The following is a 19,934-nucleotide window of genomic DNA, read 5'->3' on the forward strand; positions in this document are numbered from 1 at the left end:
TGCCTGGATGGATCGAGAGCAGGATGAGGTTCGGCATGTTCCGGCAGATGATGATCGCGGCCTTGTTGAGCGGGGCAACCGCAGCGCCAGCGCTGGCGGACATGATTGTGGTTGCCGCCAGCGGCCCCGCCAGCCTGAAGCCGGGCGACCGCATTGCCGAGGGCTCCAACCTGAAACTGCCTGATGGCGCAAAACTCACCGTTCTTTTCCAGTCCGGTGAAATGAAACGGATCGACGGTCCCTTTGACGGCAAGCTGGATGCCGCCCCGCCGGTGGAGCGCCCCTTCAGCGGCTGGGATGCGGTGCGCAAGTTCCTTGGCGCTGGCGGCCAGACATCGGAAGTGCTCGGCGCCTCGCGCAAGACGGACAGCAGCCTGCCGGAGCAGCCGGGCATCTGGCTCGTCAGCATCGACAGCTCCGGCGAACGCTGCACCCGCAAGGATGAACTGACGTTCTGGAGGCGGGACGCGGCAGAGGCCCTGACCGTTACCCTGCGCAATGAAGCCGGCAAGGCGTCAGACCTCAACTGGCCAGCCGGCAGCCACACATTCACCGCCCCTGCCACATTCCCCGTGATCGACGGCGCGCTGGCGCTTTCGGCTGGCTCCGCCTTGCGCAAGTTCGGCCTCAAGGTGCTGCCGCAGGATCTGGAAGATGCCTATCCCGGTGCCGTGCTCGGCTGGCTGCTCGACAGCGGCTGCACCCGCCAGGCGTCCGCACTCATCTCCCGCGTCCACGGCGGAGAGCCACTGGAGTGAGGCAAAATGCCGGGCACTGAGGCCCGGCATTCTTGTCGAAAATTGTCTGCAGCTGCGTGCAATCAGAACTTGGTGGCAAAGTTGAACCAGAACGTGTCGCCCTGCGCCCGGTTCTCGGCAATGACATCATGCTGCCAGGAACCGCTGAACTGCAGACCGGGGTTGAAGGCGTAGGTCACTGACGGACCAATCGCAAAGCCCTTGCCACGATGCCCGTCTGCTGCGGCCGTCGGGCCACTGTCATCGGTCAGCTGCTGCAGGTAGTAACCTACGGCACCGATCTTCAGCTTGTCGAAATTCCAGCCGACGGCATAATCGATGACCATCTCGTTGCCGGACGTGTACTTCGTATCGTTGTTCTCGGTGTTGAAAATGAACCTCAACGTCGAGGCAACTTCGAGGCCCTGCGGATCGGTGTAATGATAGCCAAGGGTCGGCTGGACGGACCAGTGATTGACGCCGATATTGGCGAACTTGGACGAGTCGTAAAGCCCGGTTGGAGCGGCAACATCGACACCGGCCACAAACGAATGCTTGTCCTTATGCCAGACCAGACCAAGAGTTCCGGAAACATCCGCAAGGCCGAAGCGCGTGTCATTGCCAATGGGAAGCGTCATGTCGAGATTGACGAGCGGCACCACGACCTGCCCCCAGACCTTGGCACCGCCAATATCCAGATTGCTGACATAAAGGAAGCGCATGGTTTCGGCGATTGCGCTGACCTTGAAATCGATCGGAATCTTGTCGCCGCTGCCGTTGTTAAGCCGGTCCGAATGGAAGTAGCTTGTCTGTGACAGGAAATAAAGCCCCGGAAATGGCGGAATTCCAGCTGCAAAAAACTGCGCCGAACCAGGCGAATATTGCGTATTGCCATTTTCAGCGGCACCTGCCTCCCCAACCGCAAGTGCAATCATCATCATACCGAACAGGGAACGGCCCGCGATACCAGTCTTTTTCATTCCATCCTCCTCACATGGACGCAAAGCTGCACTGAATGCCGGGAGTGTGGAGAGGACGGCAGATGGCCGGCCCTGCATCTGCCAGGGCCCGCGCTGGATCGTCAGATGACGGCAATAAGATGCCGTTGCCGCCGCTGATCACGGCAGACTGAAATCCGGAAACCTGCTGGCCTCCGGCATTGATCCAAAGAATTGCCCCTCCCCAACGCCGCCCTGACATCGGTCAGAACCGCCCCGGCATTCCGGCCCGCAGGTTTCACGCCTCCCATGAGGTCCTGCAGGCGCCCAATCGTTCACTAGCGGCAGCTATGAACTCTGTAAAATTATCATTCGGAATAGAACGTATTTATCCAGGAAATACTTGGGCGCCGATCTATTCAGTCCGGCACGGCCTCCTCATGTTTGACTCCGGGAGGCTGACGCATCACGCGCCGGAAGTGCTCAGGCCCCATGTACCTCGCGGGTAGCGGCTGCCAGTTGTTCACGCACCCAGACCAGCGCCGGATCCCGGCTGCGGTAGCTGTGCCACTGGACGGACTGTTCCAGCAGCGGCAGATCAAAGGGCAGTGCGGCGATCCTGATGCCGCCCAGTCTGCACATGCGCTCGGCCAGACTTCTCTGCACCAGTGCCATCCTTTGCGTTCCGCGCACCAGTGGCGGCAGGGAACTGAAGGCAAAGGTCGTGACATCAATGCGGAATGTCAGCCCCAGTTGGCCACAGACCATCTGCGCAAAGCTCACCCCTCCGTTGGGCGGCTGCATGACCACATGCCCCAAGGACTGAAACATCTCCATTGAAATGGCCCCCTCCACCGGCGGCAGGTCCTCACTGACCACACAACAGAGAGGCTCGCTGTAAAGCGCCTCTGCGGGGTGACTGGATGAACAGAAGGCAGCCGGAGCCACCAGCAGATCTGCCTCCCCACGCTCCAGCAGCACATGCGGAAAGTTCTGCTGCGGCTTGAAGTGAAACTGCATCGACGGCGCAAGGTATGCCATACGCTTGATGAAAGCCGGCATGATGGTGTGCAGGGTGTAATCTGAAACAACCAGATTGATGCTGCGGGTGCTGTCCTGCGGCTCAAAGGACGGGGTGGCCACCACTGCTGCCTCGATGCGTACGATGATATCGCGCAAGGGCTGCTCCAGCGAGACAGCCAGCGGTGACAGCTCCATTGTCCGGCCAACCTGGATCAGCAGCGGATCATCGAAATAATCCCGCAAGCGGCCCAGTGCGTTACTCATGGCGGACTGGGTGATGAACATTTCTTCCGCCGCCCGGCTGACATTGCGCACCCGGATCAGCGTGTCGAGCGCCGCCAAAAGATTGAGATCAAGATTTTTGAAACGCACATACCCCTCCCTTGGTATTCATTTCATCAATATAAATCATTCATCAAAGCAATTTTGTAAACGCATTTCTCTCCGCTAAGCCAGATGACGGGAGGAGGCAACGCAGCGCGGACGGACGGTACCAGCGCGGCGCAAGGCATCTCCCGTGGGCAGGCACCGCAAGACGTGCTGCCATGTGAGGAGAGCAGATGTTCAAGTATTTTCCATCCAACTATCCCTGGAACCTCTCGGTCAACCTGTCGATCGAAATGGGCGCCCGGATGGGTGAGATCGAGGAAATGTGCGCGCCGCTGCAGGACGCAGCCAAGGCACCCGATGCAGCCGGAACCCAGGCTTTCCGCGAAACATGGATCCGCATGGCGGACAAGCTTGTGTCCCTGGCGGATGAGGACGAGGCGGCTGGCCGTCTCATTTCCGCCGGTGAAAAGCTGATCCGGGCCGCCAATTACATGCTGACCGCCGAGCGCCTTCTGGCTCACGGCTCGGAAGGCCGGGTGGCGCTCTACCAGCGGTTTCTCGCAACATTCGAAAAAGGCCTGAAACTGTCGGGCTCCATCTGCCGCCGGGTGGAAATCCCCTATGAGGGAACGCATCTTTCGGCGCTTTACGTCCCTGCCGAAGGCGTATCCGGCCCTGCCCCGCTGCTGGTTCAGGTCAATGGCCTCGACAGCACCAAGGAAATGAAATTCCTCGTCGGCCTGCCCGCATGGCTTGCAAAGCGCGGCGTTGCCTCGCTGATCGTCGATCAGCCCGGCACCGGCGAAGCCCTGCGCCTGCAAGGCCTGACCGCCCGTTTCGACAGCGAGCACTGGGCCTCACGCGTCGTTGACTGGCTGGAGACGCAAGGGGAGATCGACCCGAAGCGCATCGGCATGGAAGGCGTTTCGCTCGGCGGCTATTACTGCCCGCGCGCCGTCGCCTTCGAGCCCCGCTTTGCCTGCGGCGTCGTCTGGGGCGCCAATCATGACTGGCGCGACGTACAGAAGAAACGCCTTGCCAAAGAGGGGAACCTCCCCGTTCCCCACTACTGGGGCCACGTCATGTGGGTCTGGGGCGCGAAGGACATGGACGAGTTCATGGCAATTGCCGAAAACGTCCATCTCAATGGCATCCTTGACCGTATCCGCGTGCCCTTTCTCGTCACCCATGGCGAAAAGGACAGCCAGATCCCGCTGCACTGGGCGCATGAGACCTTCAACCAGCTGGTCAACAGCCCGAAGCGCGAGCTGAAGATCTTCGACGAGCGCACCGGCGGTGTGCAGCATTCCAGCTTCGACAATTTCGCCAATGCCGGAGCCTATATCGCCGACTGGGTCGCAGAAACGCTTGGCGGGCGCACCGCTTCGGGGAGCTGAACCATGATCAAGATGATGATCTGCGGACGCAGGCGCAAGGATCTGACCCTTGCAGAACACCGCGAACACATGAAGGACATTCATGGACGCCTGGTGCTGGACTACATCGCAGCCTTCCCGGACCAGGCACCGCGACGCTACGTCCAGAACCATACCTTTGACGGCATTTATCCGGGCGGCGCCAGCATGCCGCCCGCCTTCGCCATGGGCCTCGATTTCGTGACGGAAGTCTGGGCACCTGACCTTGCATCGCTCAAGGCCTCGCGGGAGACGGAGTTCTACAACACTCACCTGAAGCCCGACGAGCCGCTTATGGTGGACACGGACACCGTCTTCGGAATGCCTTGTGCCGAAGAGATTTGCATTCCGGTGCAAGAGAACGGGACTGCCTTCAAGGTCTTCCTCGCCTGGCACGGAACAGCGCCCGATAACAAGGGGCTCGCCACCGCCATTGCAAAGTGCAGGCAGCAGTTGCAGGGCCACTGCCGCAACAGCGCTCTCGTTCCCGTACCGGTTCAGGTCATTGAAGAATTCTGGCTCGCCAGCGAGGAAGACGCCATCGATCTCGCGCAGACCTGCCGCGATGTGATCCGCCCGCAAACCGGAACATTCACCCTGACTGTTGCCCGCGAGTTCATTCTTCACGCAGGCAGCACTCAGGCCACCACAGGACAGATCTGATCATGAACATCATCGGCCCCGATTTTCTCGTTTTTGGCGTCAGTGATGTCGCCGCCTGCAGCGAATATCTGACTGCCTTCGGACTGAGGCCCGTCGATGTAACCGCGCAAGGCGGCCTGTTCGAGGCGCTGGATGGCACAGGCATCATCATCCGCCACAAGGATGACCCGTCCCTGCCCCCGCCGCTGCCGACGGCCAACATGCTGCGCCAGCAGGTTTACGGCGTCTGCGCAGCCGAAGACATCGACGCCATCGAGGCGGAACTGTCGAAGGACCGCCGCGTCACCCGGCTGGCGGACGGATCCATCGAGACGAAGGATGACCATGGCTTCGAGCTGAAGTTCCAGGTCACCATGCGCCGGACGCTGAACATGCCGGCCGAGAAGATCAACGCCCCCGGTGCCCCCGCCCAGCGCAAGCCGAACGAAATCGGCGTCTGGGAAGAGATGCCGGCCCTGCCGCGCTCGCTCAGCCACGTGGTGCTTTTCGTGCCGGATATCGATATTGCCACCGGCTTCTACGGCAACCGCCTCGGCTTCGTCATCACCGACATTCTGTCGGGTGCTGGCCCCTTCATGCGCCCGAAGGCGAATGACGATCACCACACGCTCTTCTTCATCCGTACCCCGGACTACATGAAGGGCTGCGAGCATCTCGCTTTCCATATGGGTGGACCGACCGAGCTGATGGTGGCCGGCACACGCTTCGTCAAGAAGGGATACCAGAGCTTCTGGGGGCCCGGACGCCACAAGTTCGGATCGAACTGGTTCTGGTATTTCAACAGCCCCCTCGGCTGCCATTTCGAATATGACGCCGACATGGACAAGCACGACGACACCTGGGTCGCACGTGAGACGCCGATGAGCGCGGAAGCCTCGCAGATCATCCTGTTCGAGATGCGCGAGAAGTGGGCACCCATGGGCCCGCCCCCCGGCGCAGGCAAGCCCTGACAGGCGGCCGGGATGATGACGGGAGGTCTGTTCCTGTGCCGGGAAGAGGAGATCGCAGAGGGAGAAGCCAAAGGCTTCGGCCCTCTCGGCAGCTACCGGCGCAAGATCATCGTTCTGCGCCATCAGGGGGCATTGCGCGCATGGCTCGATTCCTGCCCGCATTACTCCACCGGCACGCCGATGGCATGGAAGACCGACGCCTATCTGAATGGCGAGGGAACACATCTGGCGTGCCACTCTCACGGCGCGCTGTTTGATATGGATACGGGAGAATGCGTGATCGGCCCCTGCCTTGGGCAGCAGCTGACACCGGTAAGCATCGCAGTGACCCCGGCGGGGGAGATTTTCGCCGAGGACCTGCGGGAGGAGAAAGCAGAATGAATTCGGGCATCAAGAAGGCGCTTGTCGTCGGTGGCGGCTTTTCCGGCATGACCGCAGCCCTGCAATTGTCGCGCAACGGGCTGGCGGTTGACCTCGTGGAAATCGATGCAGGCTGGCGGTCCTATGGCGCAGGCATCAGCCTGCATGGCTCCACCCTGCGCGTCCTGAACCAGCTCGGCCTGCTGGACCGGTTCCTTGAAGAGGGCTTTGCGACGGATGGCGTGCAGATGCGCGGCCCCGATGACGCGGTTGTAGCCCGCATTCCGACACCGCGCGTGGCAGGACCGGAGATCCCCGGTGGCGGCGCCATCATGCGTCCGGCGCTGGCAAGGATCCTGTCCGAAGCGGTGCGGGCTTCCACCACCAATGTGCGCCTCGGCATCACATTCACGGACATTTCCGAGGATGCCGAAGGCGTCACCGTTACCTTCACCGATGGCAGTTCGGACCGTTATGATCTGGTCATCGGTGCCGATGGTCTTTACTCGGCCACCCGGCAGACCGTATTCCCGGATGCGCCACGCCCCCGGTTCATCGGCCAGGCTGTCTGGCGTGCGGTACTGCCCTGTCCGGAAGGCATCGAGACGGTGACCATGTGGATGGGACCGAAGCTGAAGGCGGGGATGAACCGGGTGACAAAGGACACGGTCTATCTCTTCCTCACCGAAGACCGCCCGGCGAACACGCATGTTCCGGCGGAAACCTTCACCGCCACATTGCGCGCTCTGCTGGAGCAGTTCGCTTCCCCCATCCTGCGCAAGGTTGCTGCCGAACTGTCGGACGAAAACCAGATCATCTACCGGCCGCTGGAGCAGCTTCTGCTGCCCCGCCCCTGGCACAGAGGCCGCACGGTGCTGATCGGCGATGCCGTTCACGCAACCACGCCGCATCTGGCCGCAGGCGCCTGCATCGGCATCGAGGATGCCATGGTGCTGGCCGAGGAAATCGCTCAGGGCGAAGACCTGTCAGCCTCCCTCACCGCCTTTGAGGACCGGCGCTGGGAGCGGTGCCGGATGGTGGTCGAGAACTCGGGCCGCCTCGCCGATATCGAGGTCAATGGCGGCAGCCGTGAGGAGCATGCCGCCATCATGCAGGTTTCCATGAAGACGCTGACAGAAGCCATCTGAATGACTGATTGATCTGCCGCGCCCGGAGGAATGGACGGAGCGGGTGCGGCGGGTCTGCCAAATGTGGAGGGGAATATGTCTGGACAGAAGTTTGGCGCGGCCGCTGTGGCCGCGCTGGTGATAGGTCATTTCTCGGGAATGCTCGATCTGATCGCCCTGCCCGTCTGGGTGGGCGCGCTTGTCGAGCGCTATGGCTTCAGCCCGCAGGAGGCAGGCGCTCTGGCCACCTTGTTCCTTCTGGGCGCAGTCGGTGCCAGCATGTTCTGCGCACCGCGCTTCAACACCTTCAATCAGCGCCTTGTAACCGTGGCCGGGTTTGGTGTAGCTGCCGCTGCGTTCTTTCTGGCCTCGCTCCAGACCGGCTTCGTGCCGCTTGCCATCCTCCATATAATCTCGGGCATTGCCGTCGGCATGGCCCTGTCGATGGTGCATGGCACCATGGGCCGGACGGCCAATCCGCACCGGCTTATCGCCATGGCAGGCATCGCCCTTGGCCTCTTTGCCATCATTCTGCTGGCCGGCATCCCGCAGTTGCTCATCGCCAGAGGCGGGCCGGTCCTGTTTCAGGTTTTCGGCGGCATCATGGCATTCGCGGCGCTCAGCTGCGCGCTCATGTTCCGCAACCCGGACAGGATCGAAGAGCAGGCAGCCGTTCCCTTCAGCCGCGCCATCTGGCTTTCCATTTTCGGGATCAGCCTGATGACCTTCAATCAGGCCATGGTCTTCTCCTTCGTGGAAGTCATCGGCAAATCACGCGGCTTTTCCGCCGAAAGCGTGCTTGGCGTGCTGATTGCCCTCGGCTTTGTCAACTTCATCGTGCCCTCACCGCTTGCCGTGTTCCTGCAGACACGCGTTCCGGCAACGCTGGTCACCCAGGCTGGCCCTGCGGTTCAGGCCGTGCTGGCCATCATCGTCACATGGGCAACGGCGCTTGAAGTCTGGGCACCTGCGGCTGCCGTTTTCGTGGCGGTGCAGATCTTCACCCACACCTTCGCTTTCGGACGGCTGGCGCAGCTTGATCCGACGGGCCGCGCCGTCGCCGCAACCCCCGCCATGCTCATGGTCGGCGCGGCCCTTGGCCCGGTGGCCGGCGGCGTTCTGGGCGGCAATTTCGGCTACGAGGCACTCGGCATTGCTGCCATCGCAGTCAGCATTCTTTCCATCCTCTTCTTCACCAAGGCAAAAGCAGCATGACGAACCTTCCCCCGATCACCCGTATCGTCACCGGCCACACGGAAGATGGACGCGCCATCATCACCCAGAATGGCCCCCTGCCAACCGTGGTCGAAATTGCGGCCATCCCCGGAACCGTATTTCACGAGGTCTGGGCTACAACGAGCTCGCCTGCCCCTGTTTCGAACGGTGAAGACCCGACACTAGGCCCCCTCACCCTGCCGCCACCGCCGCACGGCACCCGGATCCGCTTTGTCGACATCCCGCCGGACACGGAGGATTTCCTCAAGACCGGGGCAGCCGTGATGGACAATGCCTTCGAGCAGCTCGGCGACAAGGCCGCCTCCACCGTGCGGCAGGATTCGCCCCATCCTCTGATGCACAGGACAGAGTCCATCGACTACGGCATTGTCATTGACGGCGAACTGACATTGATCGTCGATGATGGCGAAGCGGGTCTGAAGCCGGGAACCGTGGTCATCCAGCGTGGAACCAACCATGCCTGGGCCAACCGGTCGGGCAAGGTCTGCCGGATGCTGTTCGTGCTGATCGGAGGAACCTATGATCCTGCGCTCGCGGAAAGCCTCAAGGACAAGTGACAATTCCCCGCGCTCTTCCCTGAACCAAGAGAGAGACCAGAATGAAGCTCGCAACCTATCATGACGGCACCCGGGACGGTCAGCTCTGGATCGTTTCAAGAGATCTGAAACGGGCCCTTCCGGCCACAGGCATAGCCGCGTCGATGCTCGCAGCCCTTGAGTACTGGGACAAGGCTGCCCCCCTTCTGGCGCTGGCCTATGACCGGCTGAACGCAGGGGATGAGCCCTTTGCCACGCCCTTCACCCCCGAGCGCTGCCTCGCGCCGCTGCCGCGTGCACCGCAGTGGCTGGACGCATCCGCTTTCCTCAATCACGGGCGGCTGATGGACAAGGCTTTCAACAATCCGCCCAACCCGGATTTCGAAACCATTCCCCTGGTCTATCAGGGCGCGAGCGATGACTTCCGGGGGCCGCTGGCACCGGTCGAATTCCCGGACGAGGCGCTGTGCATCGACATGGAAGGCGAATTCGGCGTGATCCTGTCCGATGTGCCCATGGGCACAAGCGCGGAGAAGGCGCTCGATCACGTGCGGCTGCTGGTGCAGATCAACGACTGGTCGCTGCGCGCCGCCGGCCCGCGCGAGATGCGTGCCGGTTTCGGCTTCCTGCAGGCCAAGCCCTCCACCTCCTTTGCGCCGGTTGCCGTGACGCCGGATGAAATCGCACCGCACTGGCACGATGGCCGCGTGAACCTGCAGCTTTTCGTGGAAATCAACGGCCGTGAAGTGGGCCGGGCGAATGGCCGGGAGATGCACTTCTCCTTCGCCGAATTGATTGCGCATTGCACGAAAACCCGGCGCCTGACGGCAGGCACCATTCTGGGCTCCGGCACGGTTTCCAACGAGGACAGGGCCGCTGGCTCTTCCTGCATTTCCGAGATCCGGGTGATCGAGATGCTGGACGAAGGCGCGGCACGCACCCCCTTCCTCTCCTTCGGAGACAAGGTGCGCCTGGAAGCCCGCCTGCCGGATGGGTCCAGCCCCTTTGGCATCATTGATCAGCAAGCGGTGAAGGCCTGATGCGTGTTCTCATCACCGGCGCCAGCGGCTTTCTCGGGCGCGGGCTGGCGGCCCGTGCTGCCCAAAGCCTCAAGGGAGTGTCCTCCCTGACCCTGACCGACCGCGCACAGGTGGCCACGGTGCCTGCAGGCGCGTTGAGCAAGCCCGGAGACCTTTCCGATCCCGCTTTTCTCGATGACCTGCTGGCCCCCGGCTTTGATCTCGTCTTCCATCTGGCCAGCATTCCCGGCTCTGCCGCCGAGCAGGAACCGGAGGCTGGCAACCGGGTCAACCTTCTCGCGCCCATTGCTCTGGCCCGTGGCGTGGCGAAGGCTTCTCCCGGTGCCCGGTTCGTCTTCGCGTCGTCCATTGCCGTTTACGGGCAGACCGGCGGCGCGCCGGTGAACGAAAACACCGCAACCGCGCCAGCGCTGACCTATGGCGCGCACAAGCTGATGACGGAGATCCTGCTCAGCGACCTGACGCGGCGGGGAGAGCTTTCCGCCGTCAGCCTGCGCCTTCCGGGGATCGTCGCAAGGCCCAAGCAGGAAAGCGGCCATGGCTCGGCTTTCATGAGCCTGCTGTTCCACCACGCCAGCGCGGGCGAAGACTGGAACTGCCCGGTCCCCGGCAGCAGCACCTGCTGGTGGATGTCACGCGAGGCAGCTGTCAGTGTGATGATCCGTGCGGCAAGCCTTCCCGCAGGCAGCGCCAGCGTGATCCAGCCCCCGGCCCTGCACGCCACGGTGCAGGAGGTGGCAGAGGCCGCAGCACGGGTTACCGGCAAGCCATCCGGTACCCACTGGGGAGACAACGAGACCTTGCGCCGCATCTTCGGCGCCATGCCGCCGCTCGATGCCAGCCGCGCCCTCTCCCTTGGCTTTGCGCCAGCAGAAACCCCGGAAGCTCTCGCCAGAGCCGCACTTTCAGGAGTTGCCGATGAAGATCGTTGACCTGTCCGTTGCCATCGAAAACGATGTGCCCGCCGACCCGCCGGGTCTTGGCCCGAAGATCACCTACACGGACCACACTGCGGGCGCCGAAGAGGTGAAACGCTTCTTCCCCGGCCTCGACATCAGCGAGGTTCCCGGCGGCGAGGGCTGGGCCGTGGAGCAGATCACCCTCAGCGCCCATGCAGGCACCCATCTCGATGCCCCATGGCATTTTGCCTCGACCATGAACAAGGGCGAGCGGGCCTGGACCATCGAGGAAGTGCCGCTCGACTGGTGCATCCGCCCCGGCGTGAAGCTGGACCTCAGGCATCTGCCCGACGGATACGTTGCCACCGCAGCCGACATGGAAGCTGCTGTGAAGGCCAGCGGCCACGAGTTGCAGCCCTTTGATATCGTTCTGATCAACACCGCTGCCGGTGCCGCCTATGGCACACCGGCCTATCTCGGGCGCGGATGCGGCATCGGCCGGGAAGCCACGCTCTGGCTGATGGAACGGGGCGTGCACATTGCCGGTACCGATGCCTGGTCCTGGGATGCCCCCTTCCCCGTTACCGCCAAGCGCTTTGCCGAGACCCGCGACGCGGGCCTCATCTGGGAAGGGCACAAGGCCGGACGGGAAGGCATCTTCATGCATATGGAAAAGCTGACACGGCTGGAAGAACTGCCCGCCTCCGGCTTCACCGTCTCCTGCCTGCCGGTAAAGATCCGGGGAGGCTCCGCCGGCTGGTGCCGTGCGGTCGCCATCTTCAATTGATGCCAGACTTTCACTGATGCCAGACTTCTGCTGACAGTTGATGCCCCGGCGGGCTTGCCCGCCGGGAACGCGGCTGTCAGGACAACCGCAGGAACAGGCCGGCGCAGAGCTTGGCACGCTCGGCGAGGCTGTCGATCAGGATATGCTCATTGAGCGTATGCAGCCCGGCACCACGCACACCGATGGAGTCCAGCGTCGGGATGCCGAGAGCGCCGGTGAAATTGCCATCCGACCCGCCGCCCGCACTGGCATGGCTCATCTCGAAGCCCACTTCTGCGGCCAGTTCCCTGCCAATTTCATAGAGCGCCAGCGTGCCTGAATCCGGCTCCCAAACAGGCCGGGTGACGCCGCGTGTCACCTCGATGATCACGTCGCCGCTGTCATCATTGAGTGCCAGCATCCGCTCCACGCCCGCATCAAGGTCCGCCTGCCGCTTGGCCATGGACAGCACCTGCCCCTCGCAGAGGGACGAGACGCAGTTGACCCACTCCCCGCCCCGGACGATGCCGACGCTGAAGGTGCAGTCCTCGCCCGTCATCGCCTCGATTTCCAGCACCTTGCGGGCCATGGCGGCAATCGCCGAGCGCCCGTCCTTCAGCGCCCAGCCCGCATGGCTGGGGCGGCCGATGGTGCGCAGATTGAAACGGGCAATGGCGTAGCGGCCCGTGACGCAGCCGCCATCCTCCCGCGCCGGTTCCGGCACCAGCACATAGCGGTTTCGCAGGGCCTCCATCTCGATGAGATCACGTGTTGAAGGCGTGCCGACCTCTTCATCGGGAGTGAAGAGCACCGTCACCGGCAGCGGCGTGGTGAGCCCGGCGCGGATGATCTGGCGCAGCGCCTCAACGGCCACGTAATTGCCGCCCTTCATGTCCTGGATGCCCGGCCCGTAGGCCCGGTTGCCGTCGATGCGGAACGGCAGCTTTTCCAGCGTGCCAACGGGATGCACCGTATCCATGTGGCCGCTGACGAGAATGCCGGGCTTGCCCTTGTCCGGATGCGGCAGGCGGGCGCGCAGCGAGCCGCCGAAGCCCATCCGCCCCGGAATGCGCTCGATATCCGCGCCAAGCGCCGCCAATTCATAGGCGGCGAGATCCATCATCCGGTTGAGGGCGGCCGCGTCATGGGTGGGGCTTTCGCATTCCACCCAGGAGCGCAGGCCCTTGATCATTTCATTGCTATCGAAAGGTAAGTCCGTGAAGCGCATGGCCTGCTCCCGGCGATTCTGCGTGAAGGGATGAGGTTGAGGCTGAGCGTCAGGCCGCCAGATCAGGCCGCAAGCCGCCGTTCGGCAATGCGGGCATAGATGCTGGCGCCGACCGGCAGGATGGTGTCATCCAGCACGAAGCCAGGATTGTGCACCGGCACGCCGCCGCTGTGGCCGACGGTGCAGTAAGCCCCCGGCACGGCCAGCAGCATGTCGGCGAAGTCTTCGCTCGCGGGCACCAGATCCACCTGATCGGTGACGAGATCACCGCCGACAATTTCGGCGGCCGCTTCCAGATAGGCCGCACTCAGGGACGGATCATTGCGCAGCACGGAGAACACGGGCCGCAGTTCCGGCGTGATGGTGACGCCGAAGCTGGTGGCATAACCGGCACAGAAGGCCTCGATCCGCTCATGAATGAGATCACGCACGCCATCGTCGAAATAACGGATCGTGCCGGAGATGACCGCGTGATCAGGAATGACGTTATAGGCCGTGCCGGAATGGATCTGCGTCACCGACAGGACCGCCGGCTGCACCGGCTCCACATTGCGGCTGACAATGCTCTGCAGGTTCTGCACCAGCGAGGTGGCGACGATGATCGGGTCCTTGGCGTGATGCGGTGCCGCGCCGTGGCTGCCGCGGCCCTGAATGGTGATGTCGAAGAAAGTGGAACCGGCCATGGCAACGCCGGGGCGCACCGCCACCCGGTTCGGTGCGGCAAGCGGGTTGTTGTGCATGCCGTAGACTTCATCGCAAGGGAACCGGTCGAACAGCCCGTCTGCCAGCATGGCCCTTGCACCGCCCAGCCCCTCTTCGGCCGGCTGGAAGATGAAGACCACAGTTCCGGCAAAATCCCGCGTCTCGGAGAGATAGCGCGCCGCACCCAGCAGCATGGTTGTGTGGCCGTCATGACCGCAGCCGTGGAACTTGCCCGGATGGGTGGAGCGGAACGGCAGGTTGGTGTGCTCGTCCATGGGCAGCGCATCCATGTCGGCGCGCAGGCCAATGGTCCGCCCCTCCCCCTTTGCCCCTTTCAGCACGCCGACGACGCCGGTCTGGCCGATGCCCCGGTGCACCTCAAGGCCCCACTCCTCCAGCAGGCTGGCGACAATGCCGGACGTGCGCTGTTCTTCGAAGCCGATTTCCGGGTGGGCGTGGAAGTCATGGCGCAGCGCCGTCAGCTCCTTGGCATAACCGGCGATTTTCTCGATGACGGGCATGGGTCAGTCCTCTGACAGATGAAATGAAACGGAAAGGGAAGAAGCAGCCGGGGCGGCTGCGGGTGCCCCGGCTGCGACGGACGCCGGGCCTCAGGAGGCCAGCGTCAGCTCACGGAAGTTGGCAAAGTCCCAGTTGCGGCCAGGCGCCGCCTCGATGAGGGAACGGGTGTAGGGATGCTTCGGATGGGCCAGCACCTCGCCCGCAGGCCCGTGTTCCACCACCCTGCCCTTTTGCATCACCAGCACATCGTCACAGATCTGCGCCGCGACGCGCAGGTCATGGGTGATGAACAGGATGGCGATGCCGAGCTTGGCCTGCAGATCCTCCAGAAGCTTGAGCACCTGATCCTGCACCGACACATCCAGTGCCGATACGGCCTCATCAGCCACCAGCACATCGGGCTCCATGGCGATGGCCCGGGCGATGGCGATGCGCTGGCGCTGGCCGCCGGAGAACTGGTGCGGATAGCGGTCCACCGCATCCGCCGGAAGGCCGACAAGCGCCATCAGCTCGCGGGCGCGGGCCATGGCCGCGTCCTTGTCCTGACCAAGATTCAGCGGCCCCTCGATCAGCGAGCGCCCTACCGTCCAGCGCGGATTGAGCGAGCGGAACGGGTCCTGAAACACGATCTGGATGTGCTTGCGGTGCGGGCGCAGCTTTGCGCGCGGCATGCTGGCGATCTCAAGCCCGGCCACCTTGATGCCGCCGCCGGAGGGATCAATCAGCCGCATGACGCAGCGCGCCACGGTGGACTTGCCCGAGCCGCTTTCCCCGACGATGCCGAGGGTGCGGCCCGGCGCGATGGTGAAGGCCACATCCTGCGCCGCCCGGGTCGGTTCGCGGTTAAGCAGCCAGCCGGAGGTGCCATAGACCTTGGCAAGGTTGGAGACTTCCAGCACCGGCGGCTTGCCCTCCACCGCAGCCCGCGGCGGGCGCGGTGTCAAGCTCGGCACGGCCTTCAGCAGGCGGCGGGTATAGTCGTTCTGCGGGTTGCGCAAAAGTTCGGCGACAGGCGCACCTTCCACCATCTCCCCGTGCTTCATCACCTGCACCGTGTCGGCAATTTCGGCCACCACACCCATGTCATGAGTAATGAAGAGAACGGCCGTGCCATGCTTTTCCTGCAGTTCCGCGATCAGCGACAGGATCTGCTTCTGGGTGGTCACATCCAGAGCCGTGGTCGGCTCATCGGCGATGAGCAGCTGCGGCTCCAGGATCAGCGCCATGGCGATCATGATGCGCTGGCGCTGGCCGCCGGAGAGCTGGTGCGGGTAGGACCGGTAGATCCGCTCCACATCCGGCAGATGCACCTGTTCCATGATGGCCAGCACGCGCTTGCGCTTTTCACCGGCCGGCAGTTTCGTGTGGGTGTCGAGCACTTCCTCGATCTGCTGGCCCACCCGCATCACCGGATTGAGCGCGGTCATCGGCTCCTGAAACACCATGGAGAGATTGCGGGCGCGCATGTCGCGCATCTGCTGCGGCGAAAGCTTCAGAAGGTCGGTCTCGCCAAGCAGGATGCGCCCGCCCATCACCTCCAGCGCGTTCTTCGGCAGAAGCCCCATGGTGGCAAGCGACGTGACGGATTTGCCCGAGCCGCTTTCCCCCACAAGGCAGACGGTTTCGCCCGCCCGGATCGTCAGGGACACACGGTCGAGGATCGGACGGAAGTCCGGCGCGGCAGTGGGAATGCGGACGGTGAGGTTGTCGATGGTGAGAACCGCCGGAGCGCCCTCGAAGGATCTGGACTTGAAGATCACAGGCTCAGCCCTCCCTCTTGCGCAGGCGCGGATCCAGGAGATCGCGGGCCGTGTCGCCAAGCAGGTTGATGGACAGGATGCACAGGGACAGCATCAGCCCCGGCCAGAAGATCAGCGAGGGCTTGAGCTGGAAGTGCATCCGCCCCTCGGCCATGATGTTGCCCCAGGTGGGAATTTCCGTGCTGACGCCCGCGCCCAGGAAGGAGAGGATCGCTTCCGTCAGGATGGCCGAGGCGCAGATGTAGGTGGCCTGCACGGTCAGCGGCGCCAGCGTGTTGGGCATCAGGTGCTGCCACAGGATCTTCGGCATGGAAGACCCCAGCGCCACCGCCGCCTCCACATAGGGCTCCTCGCGCACGGACAGGACGACCGAGCGCACCAGCCGCACCACGCGGGGGATTTCCGGAATGGTGATGGCGGCAATCACCGACCACAGGCTCGGGCCGTTGAGGGCCACGAGCGCAATCGCCAGCAGGATCGACGGGATCGCCATCAGGCTGTCCATGATCCGCATGATGATCGCGTCCGCCAGCCGGAAGAAGCCGGAGACAAGGCCAATGGCAAGGCCGATGAGCACGCTCGTTACCGCCGCACCAATGCCGATGAACAGCGACACGCGGCCGCCCATCATGACGCGGGAGAAGAGATCGCGGCCGAAGGCATCCGTGCCCAGCAGGTTGCTTTCCGAAGGCCCCTTCAGCCGGTTCAGTGCATTGATCGCCAACGGATCATGGGGAATGTAGAGCGGCGCCAGCAGCACCGCGACGGCGATGATGGCCAGTACGATGGCCGCAACCATCGGCCCGCCGCCGAGCTTGCGGACTTTCGCCGGCAGGGACAAAAGCCGCAGGACGGGCTGCAGCCGGGATACGGGATCAGAAGAAGCTGACATCAATACCGGATCCTCGGGTCAAGAAAGCTGTAGGCAACGTCGATCATCAGGTTGATGAAGACGTAGATGGCACTCGTCAGCAGGATCATCGCCTGGATGACCGGATAGTCACGGGCAAGGATCGCATCGACGGTGAGCCGGCCGATGCCGGGGATGTTGAAGACGCTTTCCGTCACCACCACGCCGGAAATGAGCAGCGCGAAGCCGGTGCCGATGATGGTCAGGATCGGCACCGAGGCATTGCGCAGGGCGTGGCGGAACAACACCGCCTTTTCCCTCAGGCCCTTGGCGCGCGCGGTGCGGATGTAATCCTCGCCCAGCACCTCCAGCATGCTGGCCCGCGTCATGCGGGCGATGAGGGCGATGTAGATCGTCGCCAGCGTCAGGCAGGGCAGGATGGCGCGGGTGAGGAACTTGCCGAAGTCCTGCGAGGGCGCCGTATAGCCCTGCACCGGCAGCCAGCGCAGTTGCAGGGAAAAGACCTGGATGAAGAGATAGCCGATGACGAAAACCGGGATGGAGAAGCCCAGCACCGAAAAGGCCATCACCGCATAATCCGTCCAGGTGCGGTGCCGCCAGGCGGCCAGCACACCCATGGGCACGGCGATGAGCACGGCCAGAATGATGGTCATGACGGCGATGTTGATCGTCGGCCAGATGCGCTGTGCGATGAGATCGGTCACCGGAACATTGGAAATGAGTGAAATGCCGAGATCACCTTCCGCAAGGTGTCCGGCCCAGGTGATGAACTGGGTCAGCAGCGGCTCATTGAGGCCAAGCGAGGTGCGGATCTTCTCCAGCTGCTCGGGCGTTGCCGCATCACCGGCAAGGATGGCTGCCGGATCGCCCGGCGTCAGGCGCAGCAGCAGAAAAACAAAGATGGCGACACACAGCACGACCGGAATGACGGCCAGGATGCGCCGGAAGATGTAACCGATCATCGGCGGATGCTCCCTTCCCTTCAGGCGGTGAGAGCGGCGCAGGCCCTGCCCTTTTCTAGGCAGGCCCGCCGCCCCCGGTGAGCCGGGGCCGCGTTGGGCGGTCCCGGCAGCCGTTCAGACGGCGGGAGGATCAGTCTTCCTTCTTCATGTTCCAGAACACCGGCACCGGCGAGGGGATCATGTCCACCAGCTTGACCGAGCGTCCCTGCGGGGTGAGGTACTGGCCGAGCGGGATGTAGTTCACCACATCCATGGCATGAGCCTGGATCTTCTTCGCCACTTCCACCTGCTCTTCTGCGGAACCGGCCGCGATGAAGTCCTTGCGCAGCGCCTCCAGCGGCTCATCCGTCGGCCAGCCGAACCAGGCCGCATTGCCGCGGCCATTGAGCATGGGGTTGATCAGCGGCGAGGCAATTTCCGGCACGGCCCAGTTGGTGAAGAACAGGTTCCAGCCGCCTTCGGACGGCTTGGACTGGCTGGCACGGCGGGTGACCAGGGTCTGCCAGTCCATCGGCTGCAGATCGACGGTGAAGCCCGCATCACGCAGCGCCTGGGCTGCCACCACCGGCTGGGCGGAAATGGCCGGCACGTCGGTCGGCTGCATCAGCACCACGGGCGTGCCGTCATAGCCGGACTCGGCCAGGAGCTTTTTCGCCTCTTCGATGTTGCCGCCGCTGATGAGGCTTTCCGCCCCGGTTTCGTCGGCCAGCGGCGTGCCGCAGCCGAACAGAGCGCCACAGATCTTGTAATAATCCGGGTTGCCGATCAGCGTCGCCAGCACCTGCTCCTGACTGATCGCCATCATGGCCGCCTTGCGCACCTTCACATTGTCGAAGGGCGGGTAGAGGAAGTTCATGCGGCCCATGGTCTGGTAGCCGAGCGGATCGCGCAGCTCCGACAGCACATCGTCATTGCCCTCCAGCAGCGGCAGCAGGTCAACCGGCACCTGTTCCATGTAGTCGATTTCGCCGGAGGACAGCGCATTCACCGCCGTCTGGGCATCGGGCATGGTGATCCATTTCACCTTGTCCACATGGACGGTCTTGCCACCGGCCATCCAGCTGGACGGCTCGTCGCGCGGCACATAATCGGCGAATTTCTCGTAAGTGACGCTGACGCCGGGCTGGAATTCGGATTCCACGAAGCGGAACGGGCCGGAGCCGATGAAGCTCTTGATCGACTCGGACGCCGGAGTGGCGGCAACGCTCGCCGGCATGATGAAGGGCGGCAGTGCCGACATCTTCGCCAGAGTCTCGATCAGCGGTGCATAGGGCTCCTTCAGCTGCCAGACGAGCGTCTTGTCATCGGCCGCCGTCAGGCTGTCGGTCACGTCGAAGATGAGCTGGCCGCCGGAATCCTTCTGGCCCCAGCGCTTCAGCGAGGCCACGGCATCTTCCGCCGTCACCGGGGCGCCATCGTGGAATTTCAGCCCGTCGCGCAGGGTGAAGGTGTAGGTCAGCTTGTCATCGGAGATGGTCCAGTCCGCCATCTGCGGCCTGGGCGTGAAGTCCTCGTCCACGGCGATGAGCACATCGTAGATCATATAGGCATGATTGCGCACGATGTGGGCGGTGGTGATGACCGGATCGGTGACACGCAGGCCGGAATGCATCACGGCGGTGATCACCTTTTCCTGCGCCATGGCGCTGCCGGCCAGCAGCGTTCCGGCAATAAGACCGGCGGCAAGGCGGCCAAGGCCCGTCAGGCGGCGCGGCCGCCTCTCAGCCTTCAATCTGCTTACGACCCCAGTTTCAACACTCAGCATGTTCGTGAACCCCGTCTGGTTGGTTGTGATGATGCTTCGTTGGTGCCGGCCTGTTTTCCGGCCGGTTGTGATCTGCTCTGCTTCTCCTCCCATCCGCTCCCGCA

Annotated in this window: 19 protein-coding genes; 11 read left to right on the forward strand and 8 right to left on the reverse strand. The window is 63.3% G+C overall.

Annotated elements, in window-relative coordinates:
• The first annotated feature begins 35 nt into the window (after positions 1–35).
• Entirely contained in the window at positions 36–758 is a 723-nt protein-coding gene (locus AC0CMF_RS04990) for a hypothetical protein (RefSeq protein ID WP_374628391.1), read from the forward strand.
• 62 nt (positions 759–820) lie between these two features.
• Here the strand turns inward: AC0CMF_RS04990 and AC0CMF_RS04995 are convergent, their stop codons facing one another.
• Together AC0CMF_RS04995 and AC0CMF_RS05000 are read right to left on the reverse strand one after the other, a co-directional pair.
• Positions 821–1,717: a SphA family protein gene (locus AC0CMF_RS04995; RefSeq protein ID WP_050471719.1), complete on the reverse strand. Its 897-nt coding sequence runs from the start codon at positions 1,715–1,717 to the stop codon at positions 821–823.
• 441 nt (positions 1,718–2,158) lie between these two features.
• Positions 2,159–3,070 (reverse strand): LysR family transcriptional regulator, encoded by a 912-nt coding sequence (locus AC0CMF_RS05000; RefSeq protein ID WP_374628392.1) that lies wholly within the window; start codon positions 3,068–3,070, stop codon positions 2,159–2,161.
• A 188-nt stretch (positions 3,071–3,258) separates the two neighbouring features.
• On the opposite strand from AC0CMF_RS05000, the gene AC0CMF_RS05005 reads away from it, so the two are divergent.
• From AC0CMF_RS05005 to AC0CMF_RS05050, 10 genes are all read left to right on the forward strand, one after another.
• Positions 3,259–4,425 carry an alpha/beta hydrolase family protein gene (locus tag AC0CMF_RS05005; RefSeq protein WP_472481104.1) on the forward strand — a complete coding sequence of 389 codons (1,167 nt, stop codon included), beginning with the start codon at positions 3,259–3,261 and terminating at the stop codon, positions 4,423–4,425.
• Positions 4,426–4,428: 3 nt separating this feature from the next.
• Positions 4,429–5,106: an EthD domain-containing protein gene (locus tag AC0CMF_RS05010; RefSeq protein WP_374628394.1), complete on the forward strand. Its 678-nt coding sequence runs from the start codon at positions 4,429–4,431 to the stop codon at positions 5,104–5,106.
• 2 nt (positions 5,107–5,108) lie between these two features.
• The gene (locus AC0CMF_RS05015) at positions 5,109–6,056 is read left to right on the forward strand and encodes a VOC family protein (RefSeq protein ID WP_374628395.1); all 948 of its coding nucleotides are present in this window, start codon (positions 5,109–5,111) and stop codon (positions 6,054–6,056) included.
• 12 nt (positions 6,057–6,068) lie between these two features.
• Entirely contained in the window at positions 6,069–6,437 is a 369-nt protein-coding gene (locus tag AC0CMF_RS05020) for a Rieske (2Fe-2S) protein (RefSeq protein ID WP_050471724.1), read from the forward strand.
• Entirely contained in the window at positions 6,434–7,564 is a 1,131-nt protein-coding gene (locus AC0CMF_RS05025; protein WP_374628396.1) for an FAD-dependent oxidoreductase, read from the forward strand. The genes AC0CMF_RS05020 and AC0CMF_RS05025 overlap by 4 nt, the downstream gene beginning before the upstream one ends.
• Before the next feature lie 75 nt (positions 7,565–7,639).
• The gene (locus AC0CMF_RS05030; RefSeq protein ID WP_374628397.1) at positions 7,640–8,758 is read left to right on the forward strand and encodes an MFS transporter; all 1,119 of its coding nucleotides are present in this window, start codon (positions 7,640–7,642) and stop codon (positions 8,756–8,758) included.
• Entirely contained in the window at positions 8,755–9,336 is a 582-nt protein-coding gene (locus AC0CMF_RS05035; protein ID WP_374628399.1) for a cupin domain-containing protein, read from the forward strand. The genes AC0CMF_RS05030 and AC0CMF_RS05035 overlap by 4 nt, the downstream gene beginning before the upstream one ends.
• A 41-nt stretch (positions 9,337–9,377) precedes the next feature.
• Positions 9,378–10,355 carry a fumarylacetoacetate hydrolase family protein gene (locus AC0CMF_RS05040; RefSeq protein WP_374628400.1) on the forward strand — a complete coding sequence of 326 codons (978 nt, stop codon included), beginning with the start codon at positions 9,378–9,380 and terminating at the stop codon, positions 10,353–10,355.
• Complete coding sequence (locus tag AC0CMF_RS05045) at positions 10,355–11,287, forward strand: NAD-dependent epimerase/dehydratase family protein (RefSeq protein WP_374628401.1); 933 nt, start codon at positions 10,355–10,357, stop codon at positions 11,285–11,287. The genes AC0CMF_RS05040 and AC0CMF_RS05045 overlap by 1 nt, the downstream gene beginning before the upstream one ends.
• Entirely contained in the window at positions 11,268–12,041 is a 774-nt protein-coding gene (locus tag AC0CMF_RS05050) for a cyclase family protein (protein WP_374628402.1), read from the forward strand. Before AC0CMF_RS05045 ends, AC0CMF_RS05050 begins: the two co-directional genes overlap by 20 nt.
• Positions 12,042–12,117: 76 nt before the next feature.
• On the opposite strand, the gene AC0CMF_RS05055 is transcribed toward AC0CMF_RS05050, so the two are convergent.
• The 6 genes from AC0CMF_RS05055 to AC0CMF_RS05080 form a co-directional block, all read right to left on the reverse strand.
• A complete protein-coding gene (locus tag AC0CMF_RS05055) occupies positions 12,118–13,248 on the reverse strand; it encodes a M20/M25/M40 family metallo-hydrolase (protein ID WP_374628403.1) in 1,131 nt (376 codons plus the stop codon).
• 62 nt (positions 13,249–13,310) lie between these two features.
• On the reverse strand, positions 13,311–14,471 hold the full coding sequence (locus AC0CMF_RS05060) for a M20 aminoacylase family protein (RefSeq protein WP_374628404.1): 1,161 nt from the start codon (positions 14,469–14,471) through the stop codon (positions 13,311–13,313).
• A 90-nt stretch (positions 14,472–14,561) separates the two neighbouring features.
• Entirely contained in the window at positions 14,562–16,232 is a 1,671-nt protein-coding gene (locus AC0CMF_RS05065; protein ID WP_374628405.1) for an ABC transporter ATP-binding protein, read from the reverse strand.
• A gap of 4 nt (positions 16,233–16,236) precedes the next feature.
• Positions 16,237–17,124, reverse strand: coding sequence for an ABC transporter permease (locus tag AC0CMF_RS05070; protein ID WP_058900045.1), 888 nt, complete (start codon positions 17,122–17,124; stop codon positions 16,237–16,239).
• A complete protein-coding gene (locus AC0CMF_RS05075) occupies positions 17,124–18,065 on the reverse strand; it encodes an ABC transporter permease (RefSeq protein ID WP_186415464.1) in 942 nt (313 codons plus the stop codon). The genes AC0CMF_RS05070 and AC0CMF_RS05075 overlap by 1 nt, the downstream gene beginning before the upstream one ends.
• A gap of 130 nt (positions 18,066–18,195) precedes the next feature.
• The gene (locus tag AC0CMF_RS05080) at positions 18,196–19,830 is read right to left on the reverse strand and encodes an ABC transporter substrate-binding protein (protein WP_374628407.1); all 1,635 of its coding nucleotides are present in this window, start codon (positions 19,828–19,830) and stop codon (positions 18,196–18,198) included.
• Positions 19,831–19,934: the final 104 nt, after the last annotated feature.

It is taken from the genome of Pannonibacter sp. CBAS1226, assembly GCF_055685825.1.